28 protein-coding genes are annotated in these 21104 nt (G+C 50.5%); 12 read left to right on the top strand and 16 right to left on the bottom strand.

The genetic code is table 11. The annotated features are described in order from the left end of the window. Positions 1–502: 502 nt before the first annotated feature. A complete protein-coding gene (locus tag ACF0H7_RS07100; RefSeq protein WP_397452073.1) occupies positions 503–943 on the top strand; it encodes an Lrp/AsnC family transcriptional regulator in 441 nt (146 codons plus the stop codon). A gap of 39 nt (positions 944–982) precedes the next feature. Here ACF0H7_RS07100 and ACF0H7_RS07095 read toward each other — a convergent pair whose 3' ends face one another. The 4 genes from ACF0H7_RS07095 to ACF0H7_RS07080 all read right to left on the bottom strand — a co-directional run bounded on the left by ACF0H7_RS07095 (position 983) and on the right by ACF0H7_RS07080 (position 4248). Next, positions 983–1294 (bottom strand): cupin, encoded by a 312-nt coding sequence (locus ACF0H7_RS07095; protein WP_397452072.1) that lies wholly within the window; start codon positions 1292–1294, stop codon positions 983–985. 151 nt (positions 1295–1445) lie between these two features. Further along, complete coding sequence (locus ACF0H7_RS07090; RefSeq protein WP_397452071.1) at positions 1446–2228, bottom strand: carbon-nitrogen hydrolase family protein; 783 nt, start codon at positions 2226–2228, stop codon at positions 1446–1448. After that, positions 2215–3219 (bottom strand): citrulline utilization hydrolase CtlX, encoded by a 1005-nt coding sequence (gene ctlX / locus ACF0H7_RS07085; protein ID WP_397452070.1) that lies wholly within the window; start codon positions 3217–3219, stop codon positions 2215–2217. The genes ACF0H7_RS07090 and ctlX overlap by 14 nt, the downstream gene beginning before the upstream one ends. Positions 3220–3732: 513 nt before the next feature. Beyond that, a complete protein-coding gene (locus ACF0H7_RS07080) occupies positions 3733–4248 on the bottom strand; it encodes a VOC family protein (RefSeq protein WP_397452069.1) in 516 nt (171 codons plus the stop codon). Between the two features lie 21 nt (positions 4249–4269). Here ACF0H7_RS07080 and ACF0H7_RS07075 point away from each other — a divergent pair, with 21 nt between their 5' ends. Next, a complete protein-coding gene (locus ACF0H7_RS07075; RefSeq protein ID WP_397452068.1) occupies positions 4270–4896 on the top strand; it encodes a helix-turn-helix transcriptional regulator in 627 nt (208 codons plus the stop codon). Positions 4897–5062: 166 nt separating this feature from the next. Here ACF0H7_RS07075 and ACF0H7_RS07070 read toward each other — a convergent pair whose 3' ends face one another. Then, on the bottom strand, positions 5063–5248 hold the full coding sequence (locus ACF0H7_RS07070) for an antitoxin Xre/MbcA/ParS toxin-binding domain-containing protein (RefSeq protein WP_397452067.1): 186 nt from the start codon (positions 5246–5248) through the stop codon (positions 5063–5065). A gap of 62 nt (positions 5249–5310) precedes the next feature. On the opposite strand from ACF0H7_RS07070, the gene ACF0H7_RS07065 reads away from it, so the two are divergent. The 5 genes from ACF0H7_RS07065 (at position 5311) to ACF0H7_RS07045 (ending at position 8432) form a co-directional block, all read left to right on the top strand. Continuing rightward, positions 5311–5499, top strand: a complete 189-nt coding sequence (locus ACF0H7_RS07065) for a type II toxin-antitoxin system VapB family antitoxin (protein WP_397452066.1) — start codon at positions 5311–5313, stop codon at positions 5497–5499. 761 nt (positions 5500–6260) lie between these two features. Next, a complete protein-coding gene (locus ACF0H7_RS07060; protein WP_397452065.1) occupies positions 6261–6836 on the top strand; it encodes a hypothetical protein in 576 nt (191 codons plus the stop codon). A gap of 4 nt (positions 6837–6840) precedes the next feature. After that, positions 6841–7224 carry a hypothetical protein gene (locus ACF0H7_RS07055; RefSeq protein ID WP_397452064.1) on the top strand — a complete coding sequence of 128 codons (384 nt, stop codon included), beginning with the start codon at positions 6841–6843 and terminating at the stop codon, positions 7222–7224. Between the two features lie 286 nt (positions 7225–7510). Further along, positions 7511–8110: a DNA translocase FtsK gene (locus ACF0H7_RS07050; protein WP_397452063.1), complete on the top strand. Its 600-nt coding sequence runs from the start codon at positions 7511–7513 to the stop codon at positions 8108–8110. A 58-nt stretch (positions 8111–8168) separates the two neighbouring features. Continuing rightward, on the top strand, positions 8169–8432 hold the full coding sequence (locus tag ACF0H7_RS07045; RefSeq protein WP_397452062.1) for a hypothetical protein: 264 nt from the start codon (positions 8169–8171) through the stop codon (positions 8430–8432). A gap of 475 nt (positions 8433–8907) precedes the next feature. Here the strand turns inward: ACF0H7_RS07045 and ACF0H7_RS07040 are convergent, their stop codons facing one another. The 3 genes from ACF0H7_RS07040 to ACF0H7_RS07030 all read right to left on the bottom strand — a co-directional run bounded on the left by ACF0H7_RS07040 (position 8908) and on the right by ACF0H7_RS07030 (position 11429). Further along, positions 8908–10281, bottom strand: a complete 1374-nt coding sequence (locus ACF0H7_RS07040; protein ID WP_397452061.1) for a transposase — start codon at positions 10279–10281, stop codon at positions 8908–8910. Between the two features lie 87 nt (positions 10282–10368). Further along, positions 10369–10779 (bottom strand): VOC family protein, encoded by a 411-nt coding sequence (locus ACF0H7_RS07035; RefSeq protein ID WP_397452060.1) that lies wholly within the window; start codon positions 10777–10779, stop codon positions 10369–10371. Between the two features lie 167 nt (positions 10780–10946). Next, complete coding sequence (locus tag ACF0H7_RS07030) at positions 10947–11429, bottom strand: GNAT family N-acetyltransferase (RefSeq protein WP_397452059.1); 483 nt, start codon at positions 11427–11429, stop codon at positions 10947–10949. Positions 11430–11733: 304 nt separating this feature from the next. On the opposite strand from ACF0H7_RS07030, the gene ACF0H7_RS07025 reads away from it, so the two are divergent. From ACF0H7_RS07025 to ACF0H7_RS07015, 3 genes are all read left to right on the top strand, one after another. After that, entirely contained in the window at positions 11734–12438 is a 705-nt protein-coding gene (locus ACF0H7_RS07025; RefSeq protein WP_397452058.1) for a CTP synthase, read from the top strand. A 236-nt stretch (positions 12439–12674) separates the two neighbouring features. Beyond that, positions 12675–13181 (top strand): hypothetical protein, encoded by a 507-nt coding sequence (locus ACF0H7_RS07020; RefSeq protein WP_397452057.1) that lies wholly within the window; start codon positions 12675–12677, stop codon positions 13179–13181. Positions 13182–13341: 160 nt separating this feature from the next. Continuing rightward, the gene (locus ACF0H7_RS07015; protein WP_397452056.1) at positions 13342–13743 is read left to right on the top strand and encodes a hypothetical protein; all 402 of its coding nucleotides are present in this window, start codon (positions 13342–13344) and stop codon (positions 13741–13743) included. 145 nt (positions 13744–13888) lie between these two features. On the opposite strand, the gene ACF0H7_RS07010 is transcribed toward ACF0H7_RS07015, so the two are convergent. Further along, positions 13889–14545 (bottom strand): DUF6988 family protein, encoded by a 657-nt coding sequence (locus tag ACF0H7_RS07010; RefSeq protein WP_397452055.1) that lies wholly within the window; start codon positions 14543–14545, stop codon positions 13889–13891. Positions 14546–15433: 888 nt separating this feature from the next. Here ACF0H7_RS07010 and ACF0H7_RS07005 point away from each other — a divergent pair. Beyond that, positions 15434–16126: a hypothetical protein gene (locus ACF0H7_RS07005; protein ID WP_397452054.1), complete on the top strand. Its 693-nt coding sequence runs from the start codon at positions 15434–15436 to the stop codon at positions 16124–16126. Between the two features lie 198 nt (positions 16127–16324). On the opposite strand, the gene ACF0H7_RS07000 is transcribed toward ACF0H7_RS07005, so the two are convergent. The 3 genes from ACF0H7_RS07000 to ACF0H7_RS06990 form a co-directional block, all read right to left on the bottom strand. Next, positions 16325–16975, bottom strand: a complete 651-nt coding sequence (locus ACF0H7_RS07000; RefSeq protein WP_397452053.1) for a hypothetical protein — start codon at positions 16973–16975, stop codon at positions 16325–16327. Positions 16976–17357: 382 nt separating this feature from the next. Beyond that, positions 17358–17888, bottom strand: coding sequence for a hypothetical protein (locus ACF0H7_RS06995; RefSeq protein ID WP_397452052.1), 531 nt, complete (start codon positions 17886–17888; stop codon positions 17358–17360). A 51-nt stretch (positions 17889–17939) separates the two neighbouring features. Then, positions 17940–18380 (bottom strand): PACE efflux transporter, encoded by a 441-nt coding sequence (locus tag ACF0H7_RS06990; RefSeq protein ID WP_397452051.1) that lies wholly within the window; start codon positions 18378–18380, stop codon positions 17940–17942. Positions 18381–18495: 115 nt separating this feature from the next. Between ACF0H7_RS06990 and ACF0H7_RS06985 the strand changes: the two genes are divergently transcribed. After that, positions 18496–19386 (top strand): LysR substrate-binding domain-containing protein, encoded by an 891-nt coding sequence (locus ACF0H7_RS06985; protein WP_397452050.1) that lies wholly within the window; start codon positions 18496–18498, stop codon positions 19384–19386. Between the two features lie 42 nt (positions 19387–19428). Here the strand turns inward: ACF0H7_RS06985 and ACF0H7_RS06980 are convergent, their stop codons facing one another. The 4 genes from ACF0H7_RS06980 to ACF0H7_RS06965 all read right to left on the bottom strand — a co-directional run bounded on the left by ACF0H7_RS06980 (position 19429) and on the right by ACF0H7_RS06965 (position 21100). Further along, the gene (locus ACF0H7_RS06980) at positions 19429–19575 is read right to left on the bottom strand and encodes a hypothetical protein (RefSeq protein WP_397452049.1); all 147 of its coding nucleotides are present in this window, start codon (positions 19573–19575) and stop codon (positions 19429–19431) included. 253 nt (positions 19576–19828) lie between these two features. Continuing rightward, complete coding sequence (locus ACF0H7_RS06975) at positions 19829–20140, bottom strand: hypothetical protein (RefSeq protein WP_397452048.1); 312 nt, start codon at positions 20138–20140, stop codon at positions 19829–19831. Positions 20141–20379: 239 nt separating this feature from the next. After that, positions 20380–20529 carry a type II toxin-antitoxin system Phd/YefM family antitoxin gene (locus ACF0H7_RS06970; RefSeq protein ID WP_397452047.1) on the bottom strand — a complete coding sequence of 50 codons (150 nt, stop codon included), beginning with the start codon at positions 20527–20529 and terminating at the stop codon, positions 20380–20382. 124 nt (positions 20530–20653) lie between these two features. Next, positions 20654–21100 (bottom strand): hypothetical protein, encoded by a 447-nt coding sequence (locus ACF0H7_RS06965; protein WP_397452046.1) that lies wholly within the window; start codon positions 21098–21100, stop codon positions 20654–20656. Positions 21101–21104: the final 4 nt, after the last annotated feature.

The raw sequence follows: 21104 nt of genomic DNA, 5'->3' as shown, positions 1-21104 counted from the left end.
AGGGATATAGATCCAGACAGTGCTACTGAAAAGGATCGATTGCACTGGAGGATATGTGGGGATTGATGCGTCTGCTCTTGGAGTGTCGAGCATTGTTGATTCTCCTGCGATCGGAACAGCTGTCTGCCCGGAAAATGTTCATTCGGCAGTGCCACGAGTTCCTTGGGTCCTCGGCTGATGCTGAGAAACTCATTCAAAACTGTTCAGCGCGGTATCGACCACACTGTATGGCTGTTATGCCTTATTTTATAGAGTCAAAAAATCATAAAAGCGACTAGGACATGGCATGGTAAATTCTTACAATTGGGCGGTCACAGATGTCCTTTTTATCAAGATTTACCGGGATGAGGAGAATGCTATTCCTTCCGGAAAGACAGTCCCGTAAATTCGGGTTTGCAACGCGCCTCACACAACCATAAAATTGATCTCCACTGTCACAGATCACCCGCAAGGAAAGTCAACGTTCCACCTGGTCTGTACAACGCATTTTATGAGGCAGATTATGGATATAGATAGTATTGACAGAGCAATCTTAGACACGCTTTTAAATAACAGTCGATGCCCCGTCGCAACCCTTGCACAAAAAATAGGGCTGTCGAGGAACGCAATACAAGCGCGAATTGATCGATTGGAATCCAAAGGAATAATTGCCGGTTATACGCTACGACTGAACATTCCAGTTGACATGACAGCAGTAAAGTCCTTGCTTTTTGTCAAAGTCAAAGCGAGCAAGACGCCGGAAGTACTGCGCGCAGTGGCGAAAATGGATGCAGCCAAAAATGTCTACACAACAGGTGGCTACTGGGATGTGATTGCCGAGTTATCTAACAAAACCTTAGCGGACTTGGATAATGTGTTGTCGACGGTGAGAGAGTTTACTCATGTTATCAATACTGAAACCCATATATTGATGGCGCATCACAAAGGCGATAAAACGGGATAAGGACGATCATCGCCCTCTCGCAAAATCCGCAGAATGCAGTTAAACGCTTCCTTCGCTTTCTACAACTAGGATTCGCGCAACGCCACAGGGATGCGCAACATGCGCGGTGCCGACAGACGCATAGAAGATATCCCCGGTCTCAAGGAGGGTCGACTTCTCTACTCCGTCTTCCTTAAAAAACATTTCAACACGCCCATCCAGCACTGCAAAAACTTCCTGCCCGTCGTTCACGTGCCACTTATAAGGCTGGTCAGTCCAGTGAAGGCGAGTCGTAATGCCATTCATAGAGGCGATGTCGATAGAGGCCCAAGGACGATCACCTATGAACTGATTGGAACGAATAATTTTCAAAAAACATACTCCCGATAAATTTCACAACAGCGGCGGCGATGCAAAACAACTAATATTTGCTAACTGCATTTATGCAACTCACCAAACAGCATTGAGGTGTCGTGCGCGCTGAAACCGTGTTTCGCCAGCATGACTATACTCCTAAAAACAGCTAGATAGATTTATCAGCAACATAGCATGGATAAACACTTTTCTGTTTTTTTGCAACATCCAGGTTTATTTCTGTCACGAAGAGGCCATTACCTAATGTTAGTTTATCGCCCGCTTTACCGCGCGGAGAATACACCAGCCCAACCCCTCCAAATTCCGTTCCGCCAATCGAACGGCCTATGCGATTTGAGCTGACTACATATGATCCTGAAACGATGGCAGCCATAGATGCGGCGACAGTCCAATGCGGCTCAATTCTTCCTGTTGCTCTAGGCACCACGATTAGATCAGCACCCAGCTTGCCATAAGCACGCGCATGCTCGTTGAAAAACAATTCCGTACAGAGAAGCACCCCTATATTGATCCCCGCAGCATTCACGGTATCGAAGCCCGAAACTTCCGTACGAAACCATGTTGCTTCGAAATAACCTGTTTCCTGCGGAAAATACTGCTTCTGATGGATCGCTCGATATTCTCCTTTTTCCAACAGGAAGGCTTCATTTACTAAACCGGCATTCATGAATCGAGGCCTTGATGAGACCACGGCGCCGACCTCTAATTCCAAAAGTGCGTCAAGCCCCCGCTCATGACAATTCACACTATGTTTGGCATGAATGAGATCAAACTTTTCACCCTCAGCAAGCCAAGGCCCGAAAGGCATCTCATTAGTAACGAGTAAATCCAAGCCTGCGGCATTAACAGTATGATAAATTTCGCTCCATTGCGAGCTGCCAGGATCCAGGTCTTCTGGCCACTCAACAAACCCAATTTTACGCTTCACCATGCACCTTCCTGTATAGATAGCTTCCGCGATAAGTGTAGTCAGCCAGCATGCACCTCATAGAGCCGCCGGACAACTCCACATGGACCAACTCGACAGCGACAATTTTGTTAGTCCGCTCGATGACAGCTCGTTGATCGGCACTCAAACTATTGGCTGCGGTGGTGGACAGCGCTAACACCCTACCCTTTTTTCCGAAAAGCTCTATCGCGTTTCCCGCAAATAACCGAACCTGCTCAACTGAAATATTTATAACTGTCCGGCCTGGCGCGCTTAGCAGAGCATTCAACAGCTTGCGTTTTTTTTCATCCACTACCAATGCCAAGCAGACAATGGCAAAAAACTCTGCAACGCACAACATCACATTAGTGTGGTATATCGGATTACCCTTAGCATCCGCGGTATCAAACCATACCGGGAGGTATCCGAAGTCTGCGCAAAATACTTTCATGGCGCCCACGTCTGCGCGATTAGACAGCCCGGTGTAAGCAACACTTTCGTTATGGTCTATGACGACCGCCCCCGTGCCCTCCAGAAAAACTCCATCAACCTCCAAAGGCGAGTAATCCACTATTTCAGAAACGTGATAGTACTCCTTAAGAAAGGTCACTATTTCGTCTCGACGCTCTGCTCTTCTATTTTTTGAAAACATCGGGAATAACGCTATCTTCCCGTCCCTGCTTGTTGAAAACCAATTATTTGGAAATACTGAATCATGAGGATGATCAAGACCCAAATCGTCAAATAAATGAACACTGATACCTTCGTTCGCCAGCGTCTTCGCTGCACGAGTGACTTCGCTAAACACCTTCTCGGCAAGGTCTTTCTGAGACAACGGGATCATCTCTGCTTGAAATGCATTATCCGAAAGCGTTTCCGGATTGGTGCGGAAATTTTCCGGTCTAATCATGATCACCGCACTGGGCGACCCTCTATCATCACCAGAACAATCGGGGCCCCAATCAATACATTGATCGCGATTTAGCTTAAGCATGCGCACTCCTATTTGTCTCACCCAAATGGTAATGTTCAAATACGCTGTGGTACATCTGCGATTTGCTTACCTAGACCTCCTAACACCTAGCAAAATGCAAAGTCGATGGGCAATTTGCGAATTACACCGCAATGGATCGCTCGCTCGGGCAGCTGCGGCAACAGAGTCAGCAGCCAAGGTGGCTGCCGAGTAATCCTTCCTGCGCAGTTATGTAATGCTGGCGATTCATATCGCCAGCGCTCACTCATCCTTTAACAAAGTCTCCAGTCCGTACAGACCGCATACTCACCAACTCGGTAGTTGTTTGCCAGTTAACTGCGCAAGGCCAAGCGGGTGGCAGCAATCATGAGCCTGATCCAGCCGACACGGATGATTGACCATTACCCGTGTACTTCTCAAAGATGTGCTGGCACGGTTGCCGACGAAGCGGGCGAGTGAAATCGGGCAGCTGCTGCCGCATCAACGGGGATAGACCTGACTCATGCAAGGCATGTTGGGCAGACGCTTTCGCCGTCACCGCGAACCAAAGCGTGCTTTTGCGAAGTCCGTGAAAGGCGTAAACAAACCAACGATCGTTCCCTCGGGATCACGAAATTGTAAACAGCGGTTCCCCCAAGGCATCAATTTGGGCTCATGCACGAGATCAACCTTTCCCTGCAAGCGCTCAAAGTCGGCATCTACATCGTCTACAATGAATTTCAGGATCGCTGTGCGATTGCTGGCGGGTTCCGCGCTGCCCGCACTGAACAGCGCGACGGTTTCGGCACTTCCAATCGCGAGAGTTGCACTGGGGGTGATAATCTCGGCGAATTGCGGCGATAGCCATTGGGCCTTCGTTGCTGTGACCATTTCGTAGAAACTGACCAAAGTATTTATGTCGCCCGCGATTAGGCGAGTGGATGCGAATTTCATCAGGAATATCCTTTGTGGTGTGAGTGACATGATCTTAAAGGATCGCTGTTGCCACCGTTGTGTCAGCAGGAGTAATGAATCATTCGTCGCGCCGAACGCCTTTTCCAGATTATTCAAATTTTGCGCCGGTCAAATCGCGTGGTCACCGGCGCGGCGCTGGCCGCCGAACTTGAAGTGTCTACGCGCACGCTTTACCGCGACATGGCCGACCTGATCGGTCAAAGGGTTCCAATTACAGGCGAAACAGGATTGGGATACGTTCTGGGCCGCGAGTACAACCTGCCTCCATTGATGCTAACCCCAGATGAGATCGAGGCCGTGGTGCTCGGGGCTCAATGGGTAGTGGAGCACGGTGACAAGCAGCTCACCACTGCTGCGCTTGATGTAATCGCCAAGGTCTCCACCGTACTACCTCACCACTTGCGTCGGCTTATCGAAGTACCAAGCGTGGCGGCCAAACCTAATCTCGACTCGAAGAAAGAGCAAATGGATACGTCCGCATTCCGCCAGGCGATCCGCGAAGGATTAAAGATTAATCTGAGCTATAGGGCCTTGAGCGGTGAAGAGACAGCCCGAGTCGTTTGGCCCGTAATTGTTGGCTACGCGGAAGCGACGCCCATCTTGATCGCATGGTGTGAATCGCGTCAGGACTTCCGCCATTTTCGACTGGATCGCGTGAGCGAGGTTCAGGTGCTCAGCGTTTCGATTGGGTTACGAACTGAATCGCTGATGACCTTGTTGAGTACTGCCGAGGACGCGAGTTAAGCCGGCCGCCAAGGAATTGGAAGGTGTGTTAGCCGGACGCTTACGCCTGTTTGACCACGCAGCCACTTGCATTGGAAACTCAAACCGGTTTAGCCCACAACGGAACTTCCGCCCACACCATAAGCGCGCTTTATCACCCATAAAGGCAAAATAAAAAGGTCTCATACTAAGGAACAACGCCGTACTCGATCTGACCTATCAATCGGAGAACCTCACTTATCTCAACGTCGATAGGCTTTTTGCCGCCAAGAGCCCTCTCAGGCTTTTGAAGCCAACGGAGCGCGGATTGCTCATCGCCAGCAAACAGCCCCATCGCTGCTTTGAGCAGATCTTGGTCAATATTGTCGAGCATGCTGGTCTCCCCGCGGCTGGCTTTTAGACGTCCGTAATGAGGTGTGCTAGGAGTAGTTAATCATGAAAATCACTCACACGATTGAAAATGCGCTTTTCGAAAAAGCAATGGAGCTGGCCAGCCCCGATACCGGAAAAGCCGACCTCATCCGTGAGGCACTGGAGACGTTTGTGCGCGTCCAAGCGGCGAAGCGGCTAATGGCGCAAGGCGGCACAGTGCCTAGGATGAGCGATATTGAACATCGCCGATAAGTAGGTAGCCTCGGCGCACGCGCTCAGCCGATCGTGCGAGCATTCTCAGGCCACATTTTGCATCCAGGCCAGTGATCAGGCCCCTCACCGGTAATGGGCGGTGCGTCTCGCCTGATAGGTAATAACTCAGAGGTACAGGACATGCTGCCTCCTTGACTCAACCAATAGGGAACCCCCGATTGGCCTGAAAATACCTAAAACTCATCGCACTGTATTCCCCCACTTCAAACCATCATTCACGATTCGTGATTACACCCTTGGCCGGAACTGGAAATTTTGTCAAAAAAGGAGTTTGTTTTTGATAACCACAAGAACTTATTTTACATAAAAACTGTAAATTAATAACCTCACTCCTTATAACAGGCGACTTTAAGGGAAGTATCAATAAAAACAATTTATTGGCTCACGAAATTGAAACCATATAATAAAGACTTAATTATTCCGGCCATGATTCACGGTTCGCAGTTTATTTAAGTTAGCAATTGACCAGAGTTGCACTTCTGGTATCTTATGGACTCCCTCTTCAAAAATCAGCCACGATAAAAACGCATCACACGCATTTGGTGATGAGTCATTAACACTTCACGTATCTAGAAGCTATTCATTATAAGCAGACGAGCTGAGCCGTTTATCCAGGGCAAGGTTCTCCCGCGTTCGCTTTTTGAAGCTTCTGTAAGCGGAATGGTCGGGGTTTTTTCAATCTTACGCCGGCATCAATAAGCGTCTTAACCAAGACACGCGCGACATGAAAGGTACCGCCAATGAGCACGATACAACTCCCACTCTGTCCGCAGGACATCAAAAAAAACGCGGTTACGCGCTCAGCTAGGCGACTCATGTCGGCGTCACACTGTGTTGATAAATTGACCAAGGGGCGCGCGATCATAGCGAGGATTATGGGTTACTCCAGTGTCCACGATCTTCAGAAGTCAGCGTCGCAAATTCCATTCAGGTACCTCACCGAAGACGAGAAATCCAGGTTTTTGGCTGAGGCCGCCATGACACTTTCCGATCTGCTGAAAATGCGCTTTGCTGAATGCACTGGGCTGGTAGACAAGCTTGGCTTTCAGTACCTTGAAACGATGAGACTGCCAAAGCTACAAGAACAGGAACATCCCACCTCGTCACTAGAAGACCGAAAAATCTGCGCACCACTTCGACGCCCAAGAACGAAGAAGCAAACCGCGCAACAGCCCAAGCAGTCTTCAGAAGCGGCCACACCACAAACCAGAGTTGTCATCAAACAACGGCGGCAATACGCACTTCCACCGCGTTCTGTCGAAGACGCATCCGACCATCGTCTCGCACCGCTTATCCCTAACCACGTTGAGGAATGAATCGATGTCACCTGACCTCGAAAAGCAGCTGATCGAGCGCTACCCCAAGATTTTCTCGACTGACGAGGACGGCGACTCTCGGCCAACGCTGCGATACGGGATTGAATGCGACGATGGTTGGTATCAACTCATCGATACATTGTGTGCCTGCATTCAGCAGCACGTTGACACTTACAAACTGGAGCAAGTGACTACCAGGCAAGTGAAGGAAAAGTTTGCAGAACTGCGGTTCTACTACCATCGCGGGGATGAACGGATACGAGGGATGGTCGAGCTTGCTGCTGCCCTTTCTGCCCGAGTCTGCCCGGTCTGCGGAAACCCTGGCAAAAGGATAAAGACCGCTGAGAATTGGATGATTACACGGTGTGATGAACACGCTCCCACATGAAAGCGCGGCTTGGGTTTGTGTGGCACGCGGTCATGGCACACCTACCCGGCAGCAAGGCATCATCAATGGTGACGTCAGGGAATGATCCAAGTGCTGAGATGACGACAAGCATCTAATGAAGACATCCAGCTGCTTACAACGCCTCGGTCAACGATCTCTTGATGAGATCGATACGTACTAGATCTTGCGCACGCTGTGGTAGAGCTATGGCCAAGGTTAAGATTTGTGTTCAACATAGGCTCTGAATCTGACTTTGACCTTTTTCGCCACAACAGGGAGCGTTGAGATGACTTGGCGGAAACGCATTTTTGGAGACGCCGAGCAGCCAGTAGCTGCCGAGCCAAAGCTGCCTGAGCTATCAGATAATGAGGACCACTTATATCGAGATGCAGCCATGTTCGTTTTATCGTCTGGCCGATGCAGCATCTCCGCGATTCAAAGGCACCTGAAGATTGGCTACAACAGAGCAACCGACCTGGTGGACGCTTTAGAGAATGATTTCGTGGTCTCGCCAATGGGGGACCATGGTGAGCGCCACCTACTGACAGAGCCAGAGAAGCAACAAGCACGCCTCCGTCCGAGCAAGGCAGAAATTTTTCGTCAGCAGCAGGATAAAGAAACAGCGCTTCGCCTTTCCTACCTACTTGAAAAATACAACGACGATCACATCGTCAAGCAGATCATAAGCGGCAATTTATGGGAAGGTATGACTGCTGCTCATCTCTTTGACGCTTTTGGTGAGCCAGAGGCCGTCGACCAAAAATATCTTATGCAAGTGTCCCGAGAAGTCTGGAAGTACGAGAGCTTGGGCGGTAACCGGTATCGAATCCGCGTTACCCTCGAAAACGGAATTGTGGTCGGCTGGGACATCAAATCGTTAGTTTAGGCCACGTGGAAATTTTCTAGATAATCTGGCCCTACTCGCAGCAAATAGGAGGTAATCCATGTCAGACGCCGAAGACGTTTACCGGGTGGCCACAGCCATGAGCGCCAGCCACGATCTTGGCGAACGGTTGATCGGCTGGAGCGGTCGCTGGTCAATAATGGGGAATCTGGCGGTCTGTCATACCTGCTTGGCGTCGCAATCGGCTGATCAAGCCTGGAAGCCGTTTACACATATGGATGGCTGTATCGCGATCAGCGGCAAACTATACCCATGGCGGGAACTGGCGGAGATACTCGGCAATCTGCCACCGATGCTCAACTAACAAGCGGCAGAGTAACCAAGTCTGATTGGTTACTTTTGGTGGTTAACTCACATGGTTACCCTGTTTCTTATCCGCTCTAAAACGGTGGATACCAGAGTGGATAGCGGCAGCTTTCGGCCCAAGCTGTGTGAAAACCCTGAGCAAAAATTGAAGTTCGCGCTTCTATGTGGAATCTAAAATTAATCGTCTGGTTAGCAGACCTGGATTTTACGTAGACACGCGATTTTCAGCCCTGCTTTGGGCATCAATAGCGCATAAAAATGTTTTCACACAGCCTGGCCCCAAAGCTGGCTGTGGAGACAGGCAGAAATCGGCCGATTCTGTTGAAAAAGTCGATTTTTCAGGAAACGTGACACTGAGCTTGGCCTCATCAGAGAACCTATTCACCACTGTTAAGTGGCTTTTCGGTCCTTCGTTGACCGTTACTGCTTTGTCAGGGGGTTGATTTGCGGGTTTTTGCTTGAAACAGGCGCACCTATCCCGTGGCGGGTGGCCCTTGAGATGTAAGTTTGGCCAGTCGACGCAGGTTCTGTACCGCTGCCGCCAACGTGAATTCATCGGTCGCGCCACTCATGCCACGTAGTCGCAAGCGATCCAGTTTCAAGATGCGCTTGAGGTGGGCGAACAACATTTCGACCTTCTTGCGTTCGTGACGAGAGCGCACATATTCCGGCGTCCCTGCGATGCGGCGAGCCACATCACGAGCCGCTTCATGAACGCTGCGGGCGATCTTACGAAACGCAGTGTTCGGGCAGCACTTGGCTTTCATCGGACACGTCGCGCAGTCGGTTTGCCTGGATCGGAAGTTGATGGTGTTGGCTTTCGTGACGTGTGAGCGCAGGTTCTTGAAAGCACGCCATTCGCTACGTAATGCCTTACCAGCAGGACAGCGATACTCCTCAGCGTCTTTGTTCCAGTGGAGGTCGCTGATCGAAAAACTGTCGTCCTTGCGTTCTGTTTTATCCCACACCGGCACATGCGGCTCGATATCTTTCTCTTCCACCATCCAGGCCAACATCGGTGCTGTGCCGTAAGCGGTATCGCCGATTAGGCGATCCGGTTTGATGTCGAACAACTCTTCGACTCGATCAATCATGGTTTTGGTGCTCTCGACCTCGGCCGTTCGATGGGCCGGTGTCGGTTCTACGTCCATGATCACGCCATGCTCGACATCAATCAGGTAGTTCGTGGAATAAGCGAAAAACGCTGGCCCACCCGGGGCCGCCGTCCAACGGGATAGAGGATCAGTCAGCGATAAACGCTTGGGAAGTGCTTCAGCCAGCGCCTCTTCATCGAGTGCTTCGAGGTACTCACGGACAGCACGAGTGCTCAGAGAGGGGTCGCGCCAGTTGATCTCTTCATCGCCAGGCACGCCACGTTGCCGACTCGCGTCCGCCTTGATAATGCTGGCGTCCACGGCAAAGCCTTCGCCCTTTACCAGGCCCGCGTCCATGCAGCGACGCAACACTTCATTAAACAGCCAGCGAAACAGATCGCTGTCCCAAAAACGGCCGTGTCGATTCTTGGAAAATGTCGAGTGATTCGGGACTTCATCCTCAAGGCTCAACCGACAGAACCAGCGATACGCCAGGTTCAAATGGGCCTCTTCGCACAAGCGCCGTTCGGAGCGAATGCCATAGCAATAGCCCACGACCAGCATGCGGATCATCAACTCAGGATCAATCGAAGGACGCCCAATTGGGCTATAGAAGTCGGCGAGGTAGTGGCGCAGGTCACTAAGATCGAGGCACCGATCAATGCTGCGCAGCAGATGATTTGTTGGGATGTGATCTTCGAGGTTGAACGAGTAAAACAGCCGATCCTGCCCACTCGATAACTGTCCCATCATGCTGCGCACCCTCCCGCCGGCCGATGGGTAGATTTTGCCGCAAGCCAAGTAGGAGAGCTACTTATTCAATCAATCGGTCGAAAACAGTCAGTCAAAGAACTCCATACCTGCGTACGGCTGATGCCGACATTGCTCAAGTCGTGAAGCCAGACTGCCGACATGCACTTCCAGTCGATGCCCGTCGGGATCTGAGAAATAAAACGAGTCACCTTCGCTCGAATTGGTTTTCCACTCGATAACGTTCCGTAACCGTAAAAAAGCGGTTACTCCTTCAAAATCGTCCTGCCCCACCGAAAACGCATAGTGAGTGTAATCAGGGTGTTTTTCCAAAGCACAGTTCTCATCGAGAGACAAACAAAGCCAGAAATCGCCAAGAGTAAGATAGGCCCCCGTTTCCCAGCGAGCAGCCAACCTAAACCCGAGTAGCCCCACATAAAACTCGATACTGCGAGGAAGGTTTGCCGTCGCCAACGTAAGATGATTCAAGCCAGTCAACATGAGCACCTATCCAAAACAAGTCGATGAGAGGGGTTGAGCATACCAACGTCGACTTTTTCAACACAATCGGCCAGAAGCTGCCATTCGCTTCGTACACAAAAGCAGAGGTGGTTCAGCCCTGCGTCCAGGATGTATAAAAAACGTATCTTGAGGCGCATGACATCCAACTAGCAGTCTGGGTCAGTCGCAGGAATGTTCGGACGAATATAGAAATTGTCGAATTCACTGCTTTCGACAAATTGGAAGCCATGGCGAATGTAAAAGCGATTCGAGGCGCTTTCTTTGAGAGCGCCAACCTTGATTGGGAGCGCAGCAGAATCCGCCAATTTGAAAATCTGAGTGAGCACCGCAGAGCCTATACCTGAATCTTGCGCACTCGGTCTCACGTACAAGTGGTCAAGCAGTAATTCATTTTGGAGGTGCTTGACCACAACAAAACCAACCCTTTCTCCAGACATCTCGATGTGGTGTGTGCATTGGGCTTCATAGCCGCCAAGAAAGCGCTCACGCGCACGCACTGGATCAAATCGCCCAACACGCTCCAGGCTTTCGCGCATGGCCTCAATTCGAATAGCGACAAAATCGTCCAAGTCGCTTTGTTCAGCCAGGACCAAAACGACAGGGGGATTTTGGTTGGGTGTGACGGGCATTAGTTGCGCTCTAACTATCATCTTGGGGCTGACAGTATAGGGGGGCTGATATGTGGCTCCTAGCTTAGCCTTGCCGTCGCATTCAAGCATTTACTGCGAAATTGGATTCCTCTGACCAGTCATTTGCATTGGACTTGGCCAGCCCTGCACCATGATAGCATCCAGCAGAGAACGACCCATTTCGGATAACCCTCAGGATTACTTTTCGGATTTCACGATATTCGAATCGACCCCATTTCGTGATTCCTATTCTTTTCCGTCCCTCCTATAGTTGCGTCCTTTCCCACAGTCAAAGGAGTGACCCATGAGCACGCTGCCCACCTTACATGTCGGCCTGATTGGCGACCGCGACCTCAGCGTCACGGCTCACCGCGCCATCGAGCAAGCGCTGCCGCTAACAGCCGCGGCGCTGGGCATCAGTCTTGAATATGAATGGCTCACCACAGACTCGATCAACGCCGCACGCTTGCCCAGCTTCAATGGTCTATGGTGCGTTCCCGCCAGTCCTTACCGCGACACTGACGCCGTACTGGCCACGATTCGTTATGCGCGAGAGCACGCAACCCCATTCCTTGGCACCTGTGGTGGCTTTCAGCACGCTTTGCTGGAATACGCGCAGAACGCGCTGGGTTGGAGTGACGCGGAACATGGCGAACTGCCGAGCCAGGGTGGTCGGGCTGTAATTGCACCGCTAAGTTGCGCGTTGATCGAGGCCCGACAATCGATTCATTTGGCAGAGGGTTCGCAGGCCGCCCAGGCTTATGGTACTTCTTGTATCGAAGAGGGGTACCGCTGCCGCTATGGGCTCAACCCGCAGTTTGCCGCTGGGCTGCTTGATGGTCCTCTGCGCGCTACCGGTTGGGATGAAGACGGTGAAGTACGGGTGGTCGAATTAACAGGTCCCGGATTTTTCGTCGCGACCTTGTTTCAGCCAGAACGTGTAGCACTCGAAGTGCAGGTGCCTCCGTTGGTACGGAGCTGGCTACAAGCCTGTTTTGAGCGTCAGTAGTTATATCAAGGGTGCAATTAAAAACCCTGCATTAACGTCTGCCCAAGGGAGCTGTGGATCGACTTTTCTCCGTGGCGATGGGGTGGAGTCGATACACAACAGCGAGTCGCCACATGTTGCTCTCGAAAAATGCCGGCCGTTTTTATCACGCAATACGGGAGCTAGGACCGTGAGCAAAGCTCAGATAGATGAAGTCGAGATCTGCGTTGACGCTTGGATAATTCAAGACGGAAATTATGGCGATTTTCATCTCGGCGAAACGCTCAGATGCGCCATCGAATTCTATGGCGACTTCAGCGCAACCGAGTAACGTGGATCGTCGATCACGCACGTACAGCAGAATATTTTACCGGGTATGTGCACAGGTCATTTTCTCAGCACCAGATGCATGGGCGATTGATTGCAACTTGCCCGTCTTACAGGATTCTCAGCCACCCGAAATCGTATCCACCGGCACATGGACAGAAGGCGAGATCGGACTCGCGATTGATCCCTTCTTCTATAAGGAGCGCCTTGTCAACGAGGCTGGAATGCCGGATCTGTTCAATACTTGGCAGATCATTGGCATAACCCGTGAAGACACACCATGGATCGAGTCGCAGTGCGGGAAAATCTTTTCTCGGGACCGGGAGCGCCCGCATTGGACCGCTGTGCAGCAGACTGATGCCTGGAATGATGATAGCGGCCGGAGCGCTTACCTGCTCCGTCTTCGTATGCTGCGGCATAATACGGAAGGCCAGTGACAACAACTCTTGTTCGTTAGTGTCTGCATTGGATCGATAGTGAATGGGAGAGAGGGCCCCATTTCGGCCCAAAACTGAAGGTCAACAGGACATCTGGCAGTATGCTGTTCACAGCACTTGCGCTGCATCCGCCGGTCACCTAAACGGATATTTGAAGTCAATGACCACAGATCTGAGTAACGCCGATCTTCATTACGCACTGGGGGTCATTAAAAAAGACCCCAACGTGGATTTGAGCGTCATTTGTGAGCACTTGCAGATCAATAGCCGCGACTTTTTGAATCAATTGGCGATTGCCGTGGCGAGGCTCTTCATAACCGGCACCTGTGATTTTCATTACTGTGGCGAGGTAATGAATATCGTATCCAGTGATATTGTCGACTTGTCCATGCACGCGGAGATGCCTGAACCGGCATTTTCCATCTACCGTGCATTTGATGCAGGGGAGTATTGGCACAGTGGCGATACAGAGGATGTATTTCCTTGGGAAAAGTGGACGCGGCCAGAGCTTGAGACGATTTTGCGTGGTATCGACGACGGTGTGCCTGGACTTGCGCGGTAGGCACCGATTTTTGGACTACACAGGACAATTATCCAAGGGCCACTTCTGGGCGGGTGTAGCCGGTTCCCATGGGCCGAAGTCGACCCATTGCAGTCGGTCAGGGTGAGGTTGGGAGTCGCTGAGAAAACTGATGTACAGAGGGGGCTCAGTGCGCTGGCTCAGGCGTCCGCTTGTAAGGTGGATCAATAGGTGGCAAGCAGTCTTTGAATTCGGCATAAATACCAGCCATTTTTCCAGCCTCCGGCGGGACACCCGCAAGGATCAGAAGTAGATTTCCAGCGATTCCGAGCAGTCCGTTCGAATGCCGTATTTCCATCAGAACCAGATCTTGCTGGAAACCTTTTCCATGCCGATTGACCGCATGGATACCCCCATGCACGAACGAACTTAGAGGTCGCCACGAGTAGTGCTTAAACTCTTTTAGATGCGCCACTGGCACGTGAGGCGCGTTCTCCTCAATAGCCACCAACATTTTGCTGAGCATGGGGATTTTGCTGGCCCTCTTAGCAGATTCGTCATCAAGATCTGAAAGCATCAATTCAGCCTGGCTATCTGTCGCTACGTAAAGCGTCCAGATTGCTCGAACAAGGGATTCATACTGAACCCTAAGGAGAGCAGCAGCAGATATATACAAGCCTGCCGCCACGAGATGCTTCACGCTTTTAGCATGCTCGAATCCGAGGCTAGCGAGTGACCTGGCTGCCTGGACGCGATTGGTACTATCGACTAGGGGGAGTGCTAGGAAACCTGCAAGACGGTCTTCCAGTAACGCCGAGCGTGCGAGCAATTGATCTATGACCACTTCGAATCTTCCTGATGAGATCCTTAAGCTTGGTATTCTACTGACAGCAAGCTCTCGCCGCGTCGACAGTCGATAGTCGTTGGTCAAGAGAGGCGAGCTTCGACCCGCAGAGGCCACTCGCGCGATTAGTCGGCTTGCTCCAAAGTATTTCTGCCTCAGCACTCACCTATTCGATACAAATAGACCAGATCATCAGACTGCTGCCCGTCAATACACCGGGCGTTGGGCTGTAGTTGCGTATAAGGGTGTAGTGAACCTAGCCCGGTAGATCTCGGCCCTGGCGGGCTTCCATCCCCCACACCTCTGGCCCTCTGGGCGGCCCTATTCGAGTGACCTGCCTCCAACGCGGCTGTTGGGAGACAAGCCGCCACATTGGCCGGGCGTAACAGCCCTGACGGACTTCTATCCTGGCGGCTCAAGTTTTCTGGTCCCGTGCCGTCACAGTGAGCTGACAGATATCCATGCGCATGGAAGTCGGAACCATGGAATTTTCTAAAAGACGAGCGATGTGTGGGATAAAATCATTAGATATCTTCGTATCCCTTTTTGATATCTGGTTGAAGCTGAACGACGAGATGAAGGATAAGGTCCTATCTTCAATCCACCTGAGAATTAGAGATATATTGAGATTTACGTGTTCACCAGATAGGTAGATTGAAGAGCAGAGGGTAAGTGGCGATATCAGCGGACACCGTATCTGGATCTCAATGTTTGAAAGGATGGCCATCTAGTATTGATATTTAAGCTTTGGATTCGCCATTGGTGTTCAAGGTTCGATAAAGTGCTAAAGGTGACGTAGTTAAGGTTTTTGATTGGCGTGAGATGAGGCTTTAAAATAAATATTGACGCTGCTCGCGCTATCTAGATCATGTGCATGGGAGGAGTTGTATGCTTCAGGTTTTTCTAGTTCATGGATTTCGCAGCCACTGCATAAATATGCTTAGCTTTTATGAGGCTTACAAGAAAGATAAGATTCATTTCAAGTCTAACGTTCACGCCCATAATTGGGATGCAGGCACGATCATTCAATCGAAATTTGATACAGTCTTTGAAGTGCTATCCAAAGGCCTCCGCGGCCATGCCGACGAAGTAATGGATCAGTGGTCAGCAGCAGTTGATCGTATTGATGATACTGCACAAGTGCTCGTTAAGACGATCAACGATTCTGTTCCTCAAGGCGGTGATGCCTTGTTGGTTGCGCATTCGATGGGTACGGAAGTTGTACTTCAGGCCATTTCGCACATCAGAAAAGATATAGATATTTATCTGTTCTTCATGGCTGGCATCGCCAATTCTTTAGTCTACGAGGATTTGATTGAGCACGATGCTCGAATTCGACTTGTCTATAACTATTACTCAGATAGTGATTTAATTTTGGAACGGTACCTTCCCGAAATTGGTATTTGTTTTTATGATCCCATAGGGATGTTTGAAATAGATGGGAAGAAAGTGTCCAACGTCAATATAAAATGCGGGCATTCGGGCTATTTTTCTTCTAGGCCTGTACTAAATAAGTATACAGAGCTTGTAACGCAATTAGTGAATAAGACTCCAGGCACTTACATGCGCTTCACTAGCTAGCACTACTCAGGTTGACGCCCGCATGAACGTCCTCTGTGGGTCGACAGGTGTCACTGGACTGACCGGCGACAGGCCCATTGCAATCGCGCAGTATCTGGGCGGGAATCAGCCAAAGTGGGCGTTAAGGGACGGGCTTTAGCCCATCCCAGTGAGCGGATCGAACGATTTGAACCAATTGATATGGGTCGAAACCACGTTCTAAATGATGCCAGCTGCTTTTTGTAGTTTTTTAATATAAGCATTTAAGGATTTATTAAAAGCAGGGATGGTTTCGTTTACAAAACCCCAGTCAAAACTCAATAAGGCATTACTCCAGCCTACGCTGTAGATAACCCCGTCTTCATCAATTTTTTTATTGCCGTGCGTCATAATGAAGCTTTCTTGGTCAAAGTGAGCCCCGTGCTTGTTTCGGTATCCTCTGGCATCCTCTATAAATTTATTGAATTTTACTCTAATGTTGCCAGAAAATGCCTCTGCAATTATTTCATCTAGAATCGGCTCCCAAAATGGTTTCTTGTTGGCGGCAATAACTCCTGATTTCCCATGGCCGTCGTTAAAAATAGTGCAGAATTTAATAATTATCTCTTCAGATATCAGCTCGTCGACAAGTTGGACATCATGAATATCGGGGAATAAAGAACCATGTTCTTCTTCGAAGCTCTTTAATGCCGCCCCATCAAGTCGCAGACCAGTTTTCAACCTTCTGCGCTCATTATCATAAAATTCAGTTATATGTAGCGGCCTTCCAGTGTTACAGAAGCGACCAACTCGTTCCTTAAGTGCCAAAAGATCAATGATTCTACTGAGGGCTATTTGCCACAAATATAACCTGCCAAGGGTTTCTTTCACTATCAGTATCGCCTTTAATTAGTGCTGGTAACGAAATTTAAATGATTTGATCTGGCTGAGTGCGCATAAGTATAAGTATAAGTATAAGTATAAGTATAAGTGGGCGACTTTTATGGCGTAATTGCTTACGCTACATCTGTTGAAAAATCTTCTCTACCCATTCGTAATTCCTTAATCCCATTGAGTTAGACGCTTGAGTTGAGCCAGCTAGCAATGATGCAGAAGAGACAAGACCTTGCCTGACACTACGTAATCGTTGGACAGCGTGTCAATGGTCGGGGGGGAATTAAGCGCTCCGGTCTGTGAATGTCTGCTATTGGCCGCTTTCTGCCTGTCATGAGGGCCGCAATCGGCCAAGCGCGTACGTTTAAATCGATAGGGGTCATTCAGCAATGTAGACAAGAGCGGGCTGGAGGCAAGTGAGCGGCGGTGCCGAATCAAGCATGTCGATAGATTCACACCATGGATAGCTGCGACCTTGAAGCCAATCCATTATTTTGCGCATATGCTGAGAAGGGAACTCCAACATGTGTTCGATAACAATGGACAGTTGAATGGCCAGGCCGCTTTGCGGTGAAAAGACCCAATGATATTCTCCGCAACCTACGCGTAACTCTCCAGTTGCTTTTGTTGACATGCCAACCAGCCATTTGCACTTATGAACATTTGCTTCGGGCTTTGGAGGGGCACCGAAGCAGAATGTATAAATGTTCTCATACTGCTGGCTAAAACCGCGTACCAGTACTTCAGCAATATCTTCGCGCCCCTGGACGTTGGGAGGCAATCGGATGCTGCTCGTCTGCACTAACACGTTAAGAGTTGCGTCTAGACTGAAAGCATGCCGCAACAAGTCGGGCCGATTTCCGTCCTTGCCGAAGATGTAGTTCTCAATCGTTTTGGTGGTATTTTTCATGTTCAAATCCTAGTACTGCTAATAGGTAGGCTAATCGGGATTCCGGGCGGATTATGGGTTAGCCGAGACCTCTCCTTTCGCGGACTTTGGTACATCAAACACCCTATCGAAGACCCACTGAAACGCCAGCGCGTAAAAGAAGAAGAAAACGAACAGTCCCAGATCAGTGACCAATGCAGCCCACCAAGAAATCTCCAGCCACCATGCCACCAGTGGCACCAACAGTAGAACTAGCCCACCCTCAAACCCCAGTGAGTGGACCATGCGCCTGCCCAGCGTGCGAGCACGCTGCGGCTGATGCGCTTCCCAGAATTCAAAAACGTAGTTAAACAGTACGTTCCACAGCAGCGCGCATACAGACAACATCAACGACAGCGCACCCGCATGGGCCAGACCTTCGTCGTATATCAACGAGATACTGGGCGACAGCACCGCAACAGCGATTGATTCATAGAGGATTGCTTGAAGAATTTTTCGCGAAGGTCCTTGCATGGTGTTTTCCGAAGGTTGAGTAGATCGAATACACGCCACGGTATCGCTCCGTACACACCAGGAAAAATGAGATAAATTGAATACTCATTAATTCAATTCATCTAGGGAGCGATGCGTGTTTTCGACTCTTCCGCTTAACGCGTTGCGCACCTTCGAGGCGGCTGCGCGACTGGGTAGCTTTAAAGCGGCAGCAGAGGAACTCTCTGTCACCCCCGCAGCCATTTCCCACCAGGTCAAGACGTTGGAAACCTGCGTCGGAGCGAAGCTGTTCAAACGATCTGGACAAGGTGTGGCATTGACCGAAGACGGCGAGTTGCTATATCGCCAGACTCATCGCGCATTATTAGACATTCGCCGCAGTCTGGAGGCCTTCTATCCGGACACTGTTCCCCAAACCCTGACCATTTCCACTACGCCGGGCTTGGCCGCAGCCTGGCTGATTCCACGGCTGGGTGGTTTCTATCGGAGCTTTCCGCAATTCAATGTGCGGGTCGATACACGTAACGAACTAGTCGATCTGCTGCGTGACTCCAGTTTCGATCTTGCTATTCGCTCGGTCAGCCGCGATGACCCGAAGCTGTTCTGTCAGGAGCTAATGAACGAGCAGTTCTCGGTTTACGGCGCCCCCGGTCTGGTGGCCTCGCTGAACGTAAATCAGATCGAACTGATCAACCTACGCTGGAAAATTCCGGGAGCATTTTCAATAAACTGGGAAAGCTGGTGCGCGGCCGCAGAATGCCAGGCCTGGCTTGAAACCGCGCAGATGCGTGAGTTCGACGATGAGCATTTTGCTTTGAGTGCTGCAATTGCGGGTCATGGGCTGGTGCTGGCAAGCAATGTACTGGTAGCCGACAGCCTCAGGTATGGAGAGTTAGTAGCCTATAGACCAGAAGTAAGCCTGCTTGGTCCGCGTTACGTTGCGGTGTGCGTGCCAGGGTGGGAGCGGCAAGTGCATGTGAGCGCGTTCCTGATGTGGCTGGCAGATGCTGCTCTACAGGATGGATGACGATACTCGTTTGCTGCCCCTTACGACAGGTAGCAATCGACCCTAATGTTCGACCGATTGAGTAGGTGTCATGGCGATGCGGATCGTAGCCGTGGCTGCCAAACCACGCTTCGGTACGTTCGATCCCCCAAGTTGAGCGCTGCGGATTACCCAGTCGGCGTTGGCAGGTTGGGCTTTTTTCTGATCCATGAATTTACATTCCAGATTTTGCGCAGTGGTGGTGGATATCTGCGTATCGGGAATATACAAGCGCGGGTATTCAGGTGTCTGCTTTTGGCCGAGAGTCGCCGGTCGCGAGGGAGGACTTTTGACCCTTTGCTGCCTTTGGCGACTGGCGGAGATCGGTCAACAGGAGCCGGTCGTGGGGGATGGTTTTGGGCAAGTGCTCATGGTGACCAACCAGAGCCTAACGATCTCAAGTGCATCCAGATAACAATAACTTTTAGCTTCCGGTGTTATCGCCAAAGAAATCGTCTTTAGCGACCAGACCGAAATCGTCCCCCACCGTTGGCTCGTCATCGCTAAACAGACCCAAGGAACGCCGTTCCTGCTTGAGGTTCGCAATTGCTTGAAAGAAGCAGCCTTCGCATAGGTGTAACTCGTAGTGCTCACCGTCATGTCTTGTGCCGTAACCCCAGTGCGCTTGCAAGGTGCCAAACTGAAAACCACCGCTCTCCGCCCTAGTAGTAAGCTGACATATGTCGCACACAACGTCAGTTACTACCTCAGTCTCCACCATGCCTTTAATCTTCATAAATATTCTCCAATCGAACGCTACCATCAGGTATCTAGGATAAAGGTTTGTCGTTTGGCTGCTGTACGGCGTGGCCCACGACAAAGCGAATGCTCAATAGCTTCAGACTTTAGCCCTGCTTTTATCGGTTCGTAGTTTTCCCCAATGGCAGCCGCGGGTCGACTCCGGCCCGCCGCGGCCGACAAAAGTCGACCCGGCGCCCTTTTTACAGATACGGTTTCGAATTGGCTCGTAAAACGTCATTGATGCTTCTGGTCCGTTTCTGCGCTCAGCAGCCAACACACCGCCTTGCCGTGCTTGGTTATGACGAATGCGTGACCTAAGGCTGCCAACGCGATCAGGCGACGGAGACGGCGGCGGGCTTGGGTGCAACTGACGGTTTTATGCACGGCAGAAACGCCCTCAAGGAATGCTAAGTTTAGTGCTATCGCTTAATAGGATTCTCCAAGCCATAGCCCGACGGTATTGATTGCGTCGCCTAAATCCGCAAACCTATCGACGAAATCCCATCATTCAATCTCCCGAATCGAAATCAGACTCGTAAAGCAGCATGTCATTAGCACGATGTTCGGCAACAAGACTGCTAAAATATATTCGACCGTCCATAGTCTCAATCATAAGCTCACGTTGCTGAGTAGTGACCGAGTGATAGCTATAAACCCTTTCTACTCCTACGAGTCTGGGAGATTTGCTGCCGCTTACAGTGCGGGGCAGCAGCACATGAACTGAGTGCTCGTACCTGTAAATATTTTTAAGAAATCTGTCGCTCATTTCATCCAAAAGCGGGACGTATTTTTTTTCAACCGACGCCTGTTTATCATCTTCTAACTCAACGCGGCCGCATGCACCGGCATACAGCATGACATCTCCCGGTAGCCGGAGGTATTGTAGATACATCACGCCGGGATCAAACATATCACTACGTCTAACTGGTTCACTCTCATCTATCTCTAACAGCATACCC

It is taken from the genome of Pseudomonas sp. NA-150 (assembly GCF_044336365.1).
Classification (GTDB): domain Bacteria; phylum Pseudomonadota; class Gammaproteobacteria; order Pseudomonadales; family Pseudomonadaceae; genus Aquipseudomonas.
The sequence above is the reverse complement of the archived record's forward strand: the minus strand, read 5'-3'. Positions and strand labels throughout refer to the sequence as shown.

Bases quoted from the DNA above. Each gene is read 5' to 3' on its own strand.
- ACF0H7_RS07100 (WP_397452073.1), top strand. From the start codon at position 503: ATGGATATAGATAGTATTGACAGAGCAATCTTAGACACGCTTTTAAAT.
- ACF0H7_RS07090 (WP_397452071.1), bottom strand. From the start codon at position 2,228: ATGGTGAAGCGTAAAATTGGGTTTGTTGAGTGGCCAGAAGACCTGGAT.
- ctlX (WP_397452070.1), bottom strand. From the start codon at position 3,219: ATGCTTAAGCTAAATCGCGATCAATGTATTGATTGGGGCCCCGATTGT.
- ACF0H7_RS07070 (WP_397452067.1), bottom strand. From the start codon at position 5,248: ATGCTCGACAATATTGACCAAGATCTGCTCAAAGCAGCGATGGGGCTG.
- ACF0H7_RS07065 (WP_397452066.1), top strand. From the start codon at position 5,311: ATGAAAATCACTCACACGATTGAAAATGCGCTTTTCGAAAAAGCAATG.
- ACF0H7_RS07060 (WP_397452065.1), top strand. From the start codon at position 6,261: ATGAGCACGATACAACTCCCACTCTGTCCGCAGGACATCAAAAAAAAC.
- ACF0H7_RS07055 (WP_397452064.1), top strand. From the start codon at position 6,841: ATGTCACCTGACCTCGAAAAGCAGCTGATCGAGCGCTACCCCAAGATT.
- ACF0H7_RS07050 (WP_397452063.1), top strand. From the start codon at position 7,511: ATGACTTGGCGGAAACGCATTTTTGGAGACGCCGAGCAGCCAGTAGCT.
- ACF0H7_RS07045 (WP_397452062.1), top strand. From the start codon at position 8,169: ATGTCAGACGCCGAAGACGTTTACCGGGTGGCCACAGCCATGAGCGCC.
- ACF0H7_RS07040 (WP_397452061.1), bottom strand. From the start codon at position 10,281: ATGATGGGACAGTTATCGAGTGGGCAGGATCGGCTGTTTTACTCGTTC.
- ACF0H7_RS07035 (WP_397452060.1), bottom strand. From the start codon at position 10,779: ATGTTGACTGGCTTGAATCATCTTACGTTGGCGACGGCAAACCTTCCT.
- ACF0H7_RS07030 (WP_397452059.1), bottom strand. From the start codon at position 11,429: ATGCCCGTCACACCCAACCAAAATCCCCCTGTCGTTTTGGTCCTGGCT.
- ACF0H7_RS07025 (WP_397452058.1), top strand. From the start codon at position 11,734: ATGAGCACGCTGCCCACCTTACATGTCGGCCTGATTGGCGACCGCGAC.
- ACF0H7_RS07020 (WP_397452057.1), top strand. From the start codon at position 12,675: ATGGCGATTTTCATCTCGGCGAAACGCTCAGATGCGCCATCGAATTCT.
- ACF0H7_RS07015 (WP_397452056.1), top strand. From the start codon at position 13,342: ATGACCACAGATCTGAGTAACGCCGATCTTCATTACGCACTGGGGGTC.
- ACF0H7_RS07005 (WP_397452054.1), top strand. From the start codon at position 15,434: ATGCTTCAGGTTTTTCTAGTTCATGGATTTCGCAGCCACTGCATAAAT.
- ACF0H7_RS06995 (WP_397452052.1), bottom strand. From the start codon at position 17,888: ATGAAAAATACCACCAAAACGATTGAGAACTACATCTTCGGCAAGGAC.
- ACF0H7_RS06990 (WP_397452051.1), bottom strand. From the start codon at position 18,380: ATGCAAGGACCTTCGCGAAAAATTCTTCAAGCAATCCTCTATGAATCA.
- ACF0H7_RS06980 (WP_397452049.1), bottom strand. From the start codon at position 19,575: ATGGATCAGAAAAAAGCCCAACCTGCCAACGCCGACTGGGTAATCCGC.
- ACF0H7_RS06975 (WP_397452048.1), bottom strand. From the start codon at position 20,140: ATGAAGATTAAAGGCATGGTGGAGACTGAGGTAGTAACTGACGTTGTG.
- ACF0H7_RS06965 (WP_397452046.1), bottom strand. From the start codon at position 21,100: ATGCTGTTAGAGATAGATGAGAGTGAACCAGTTAGACGTAGTGATATG.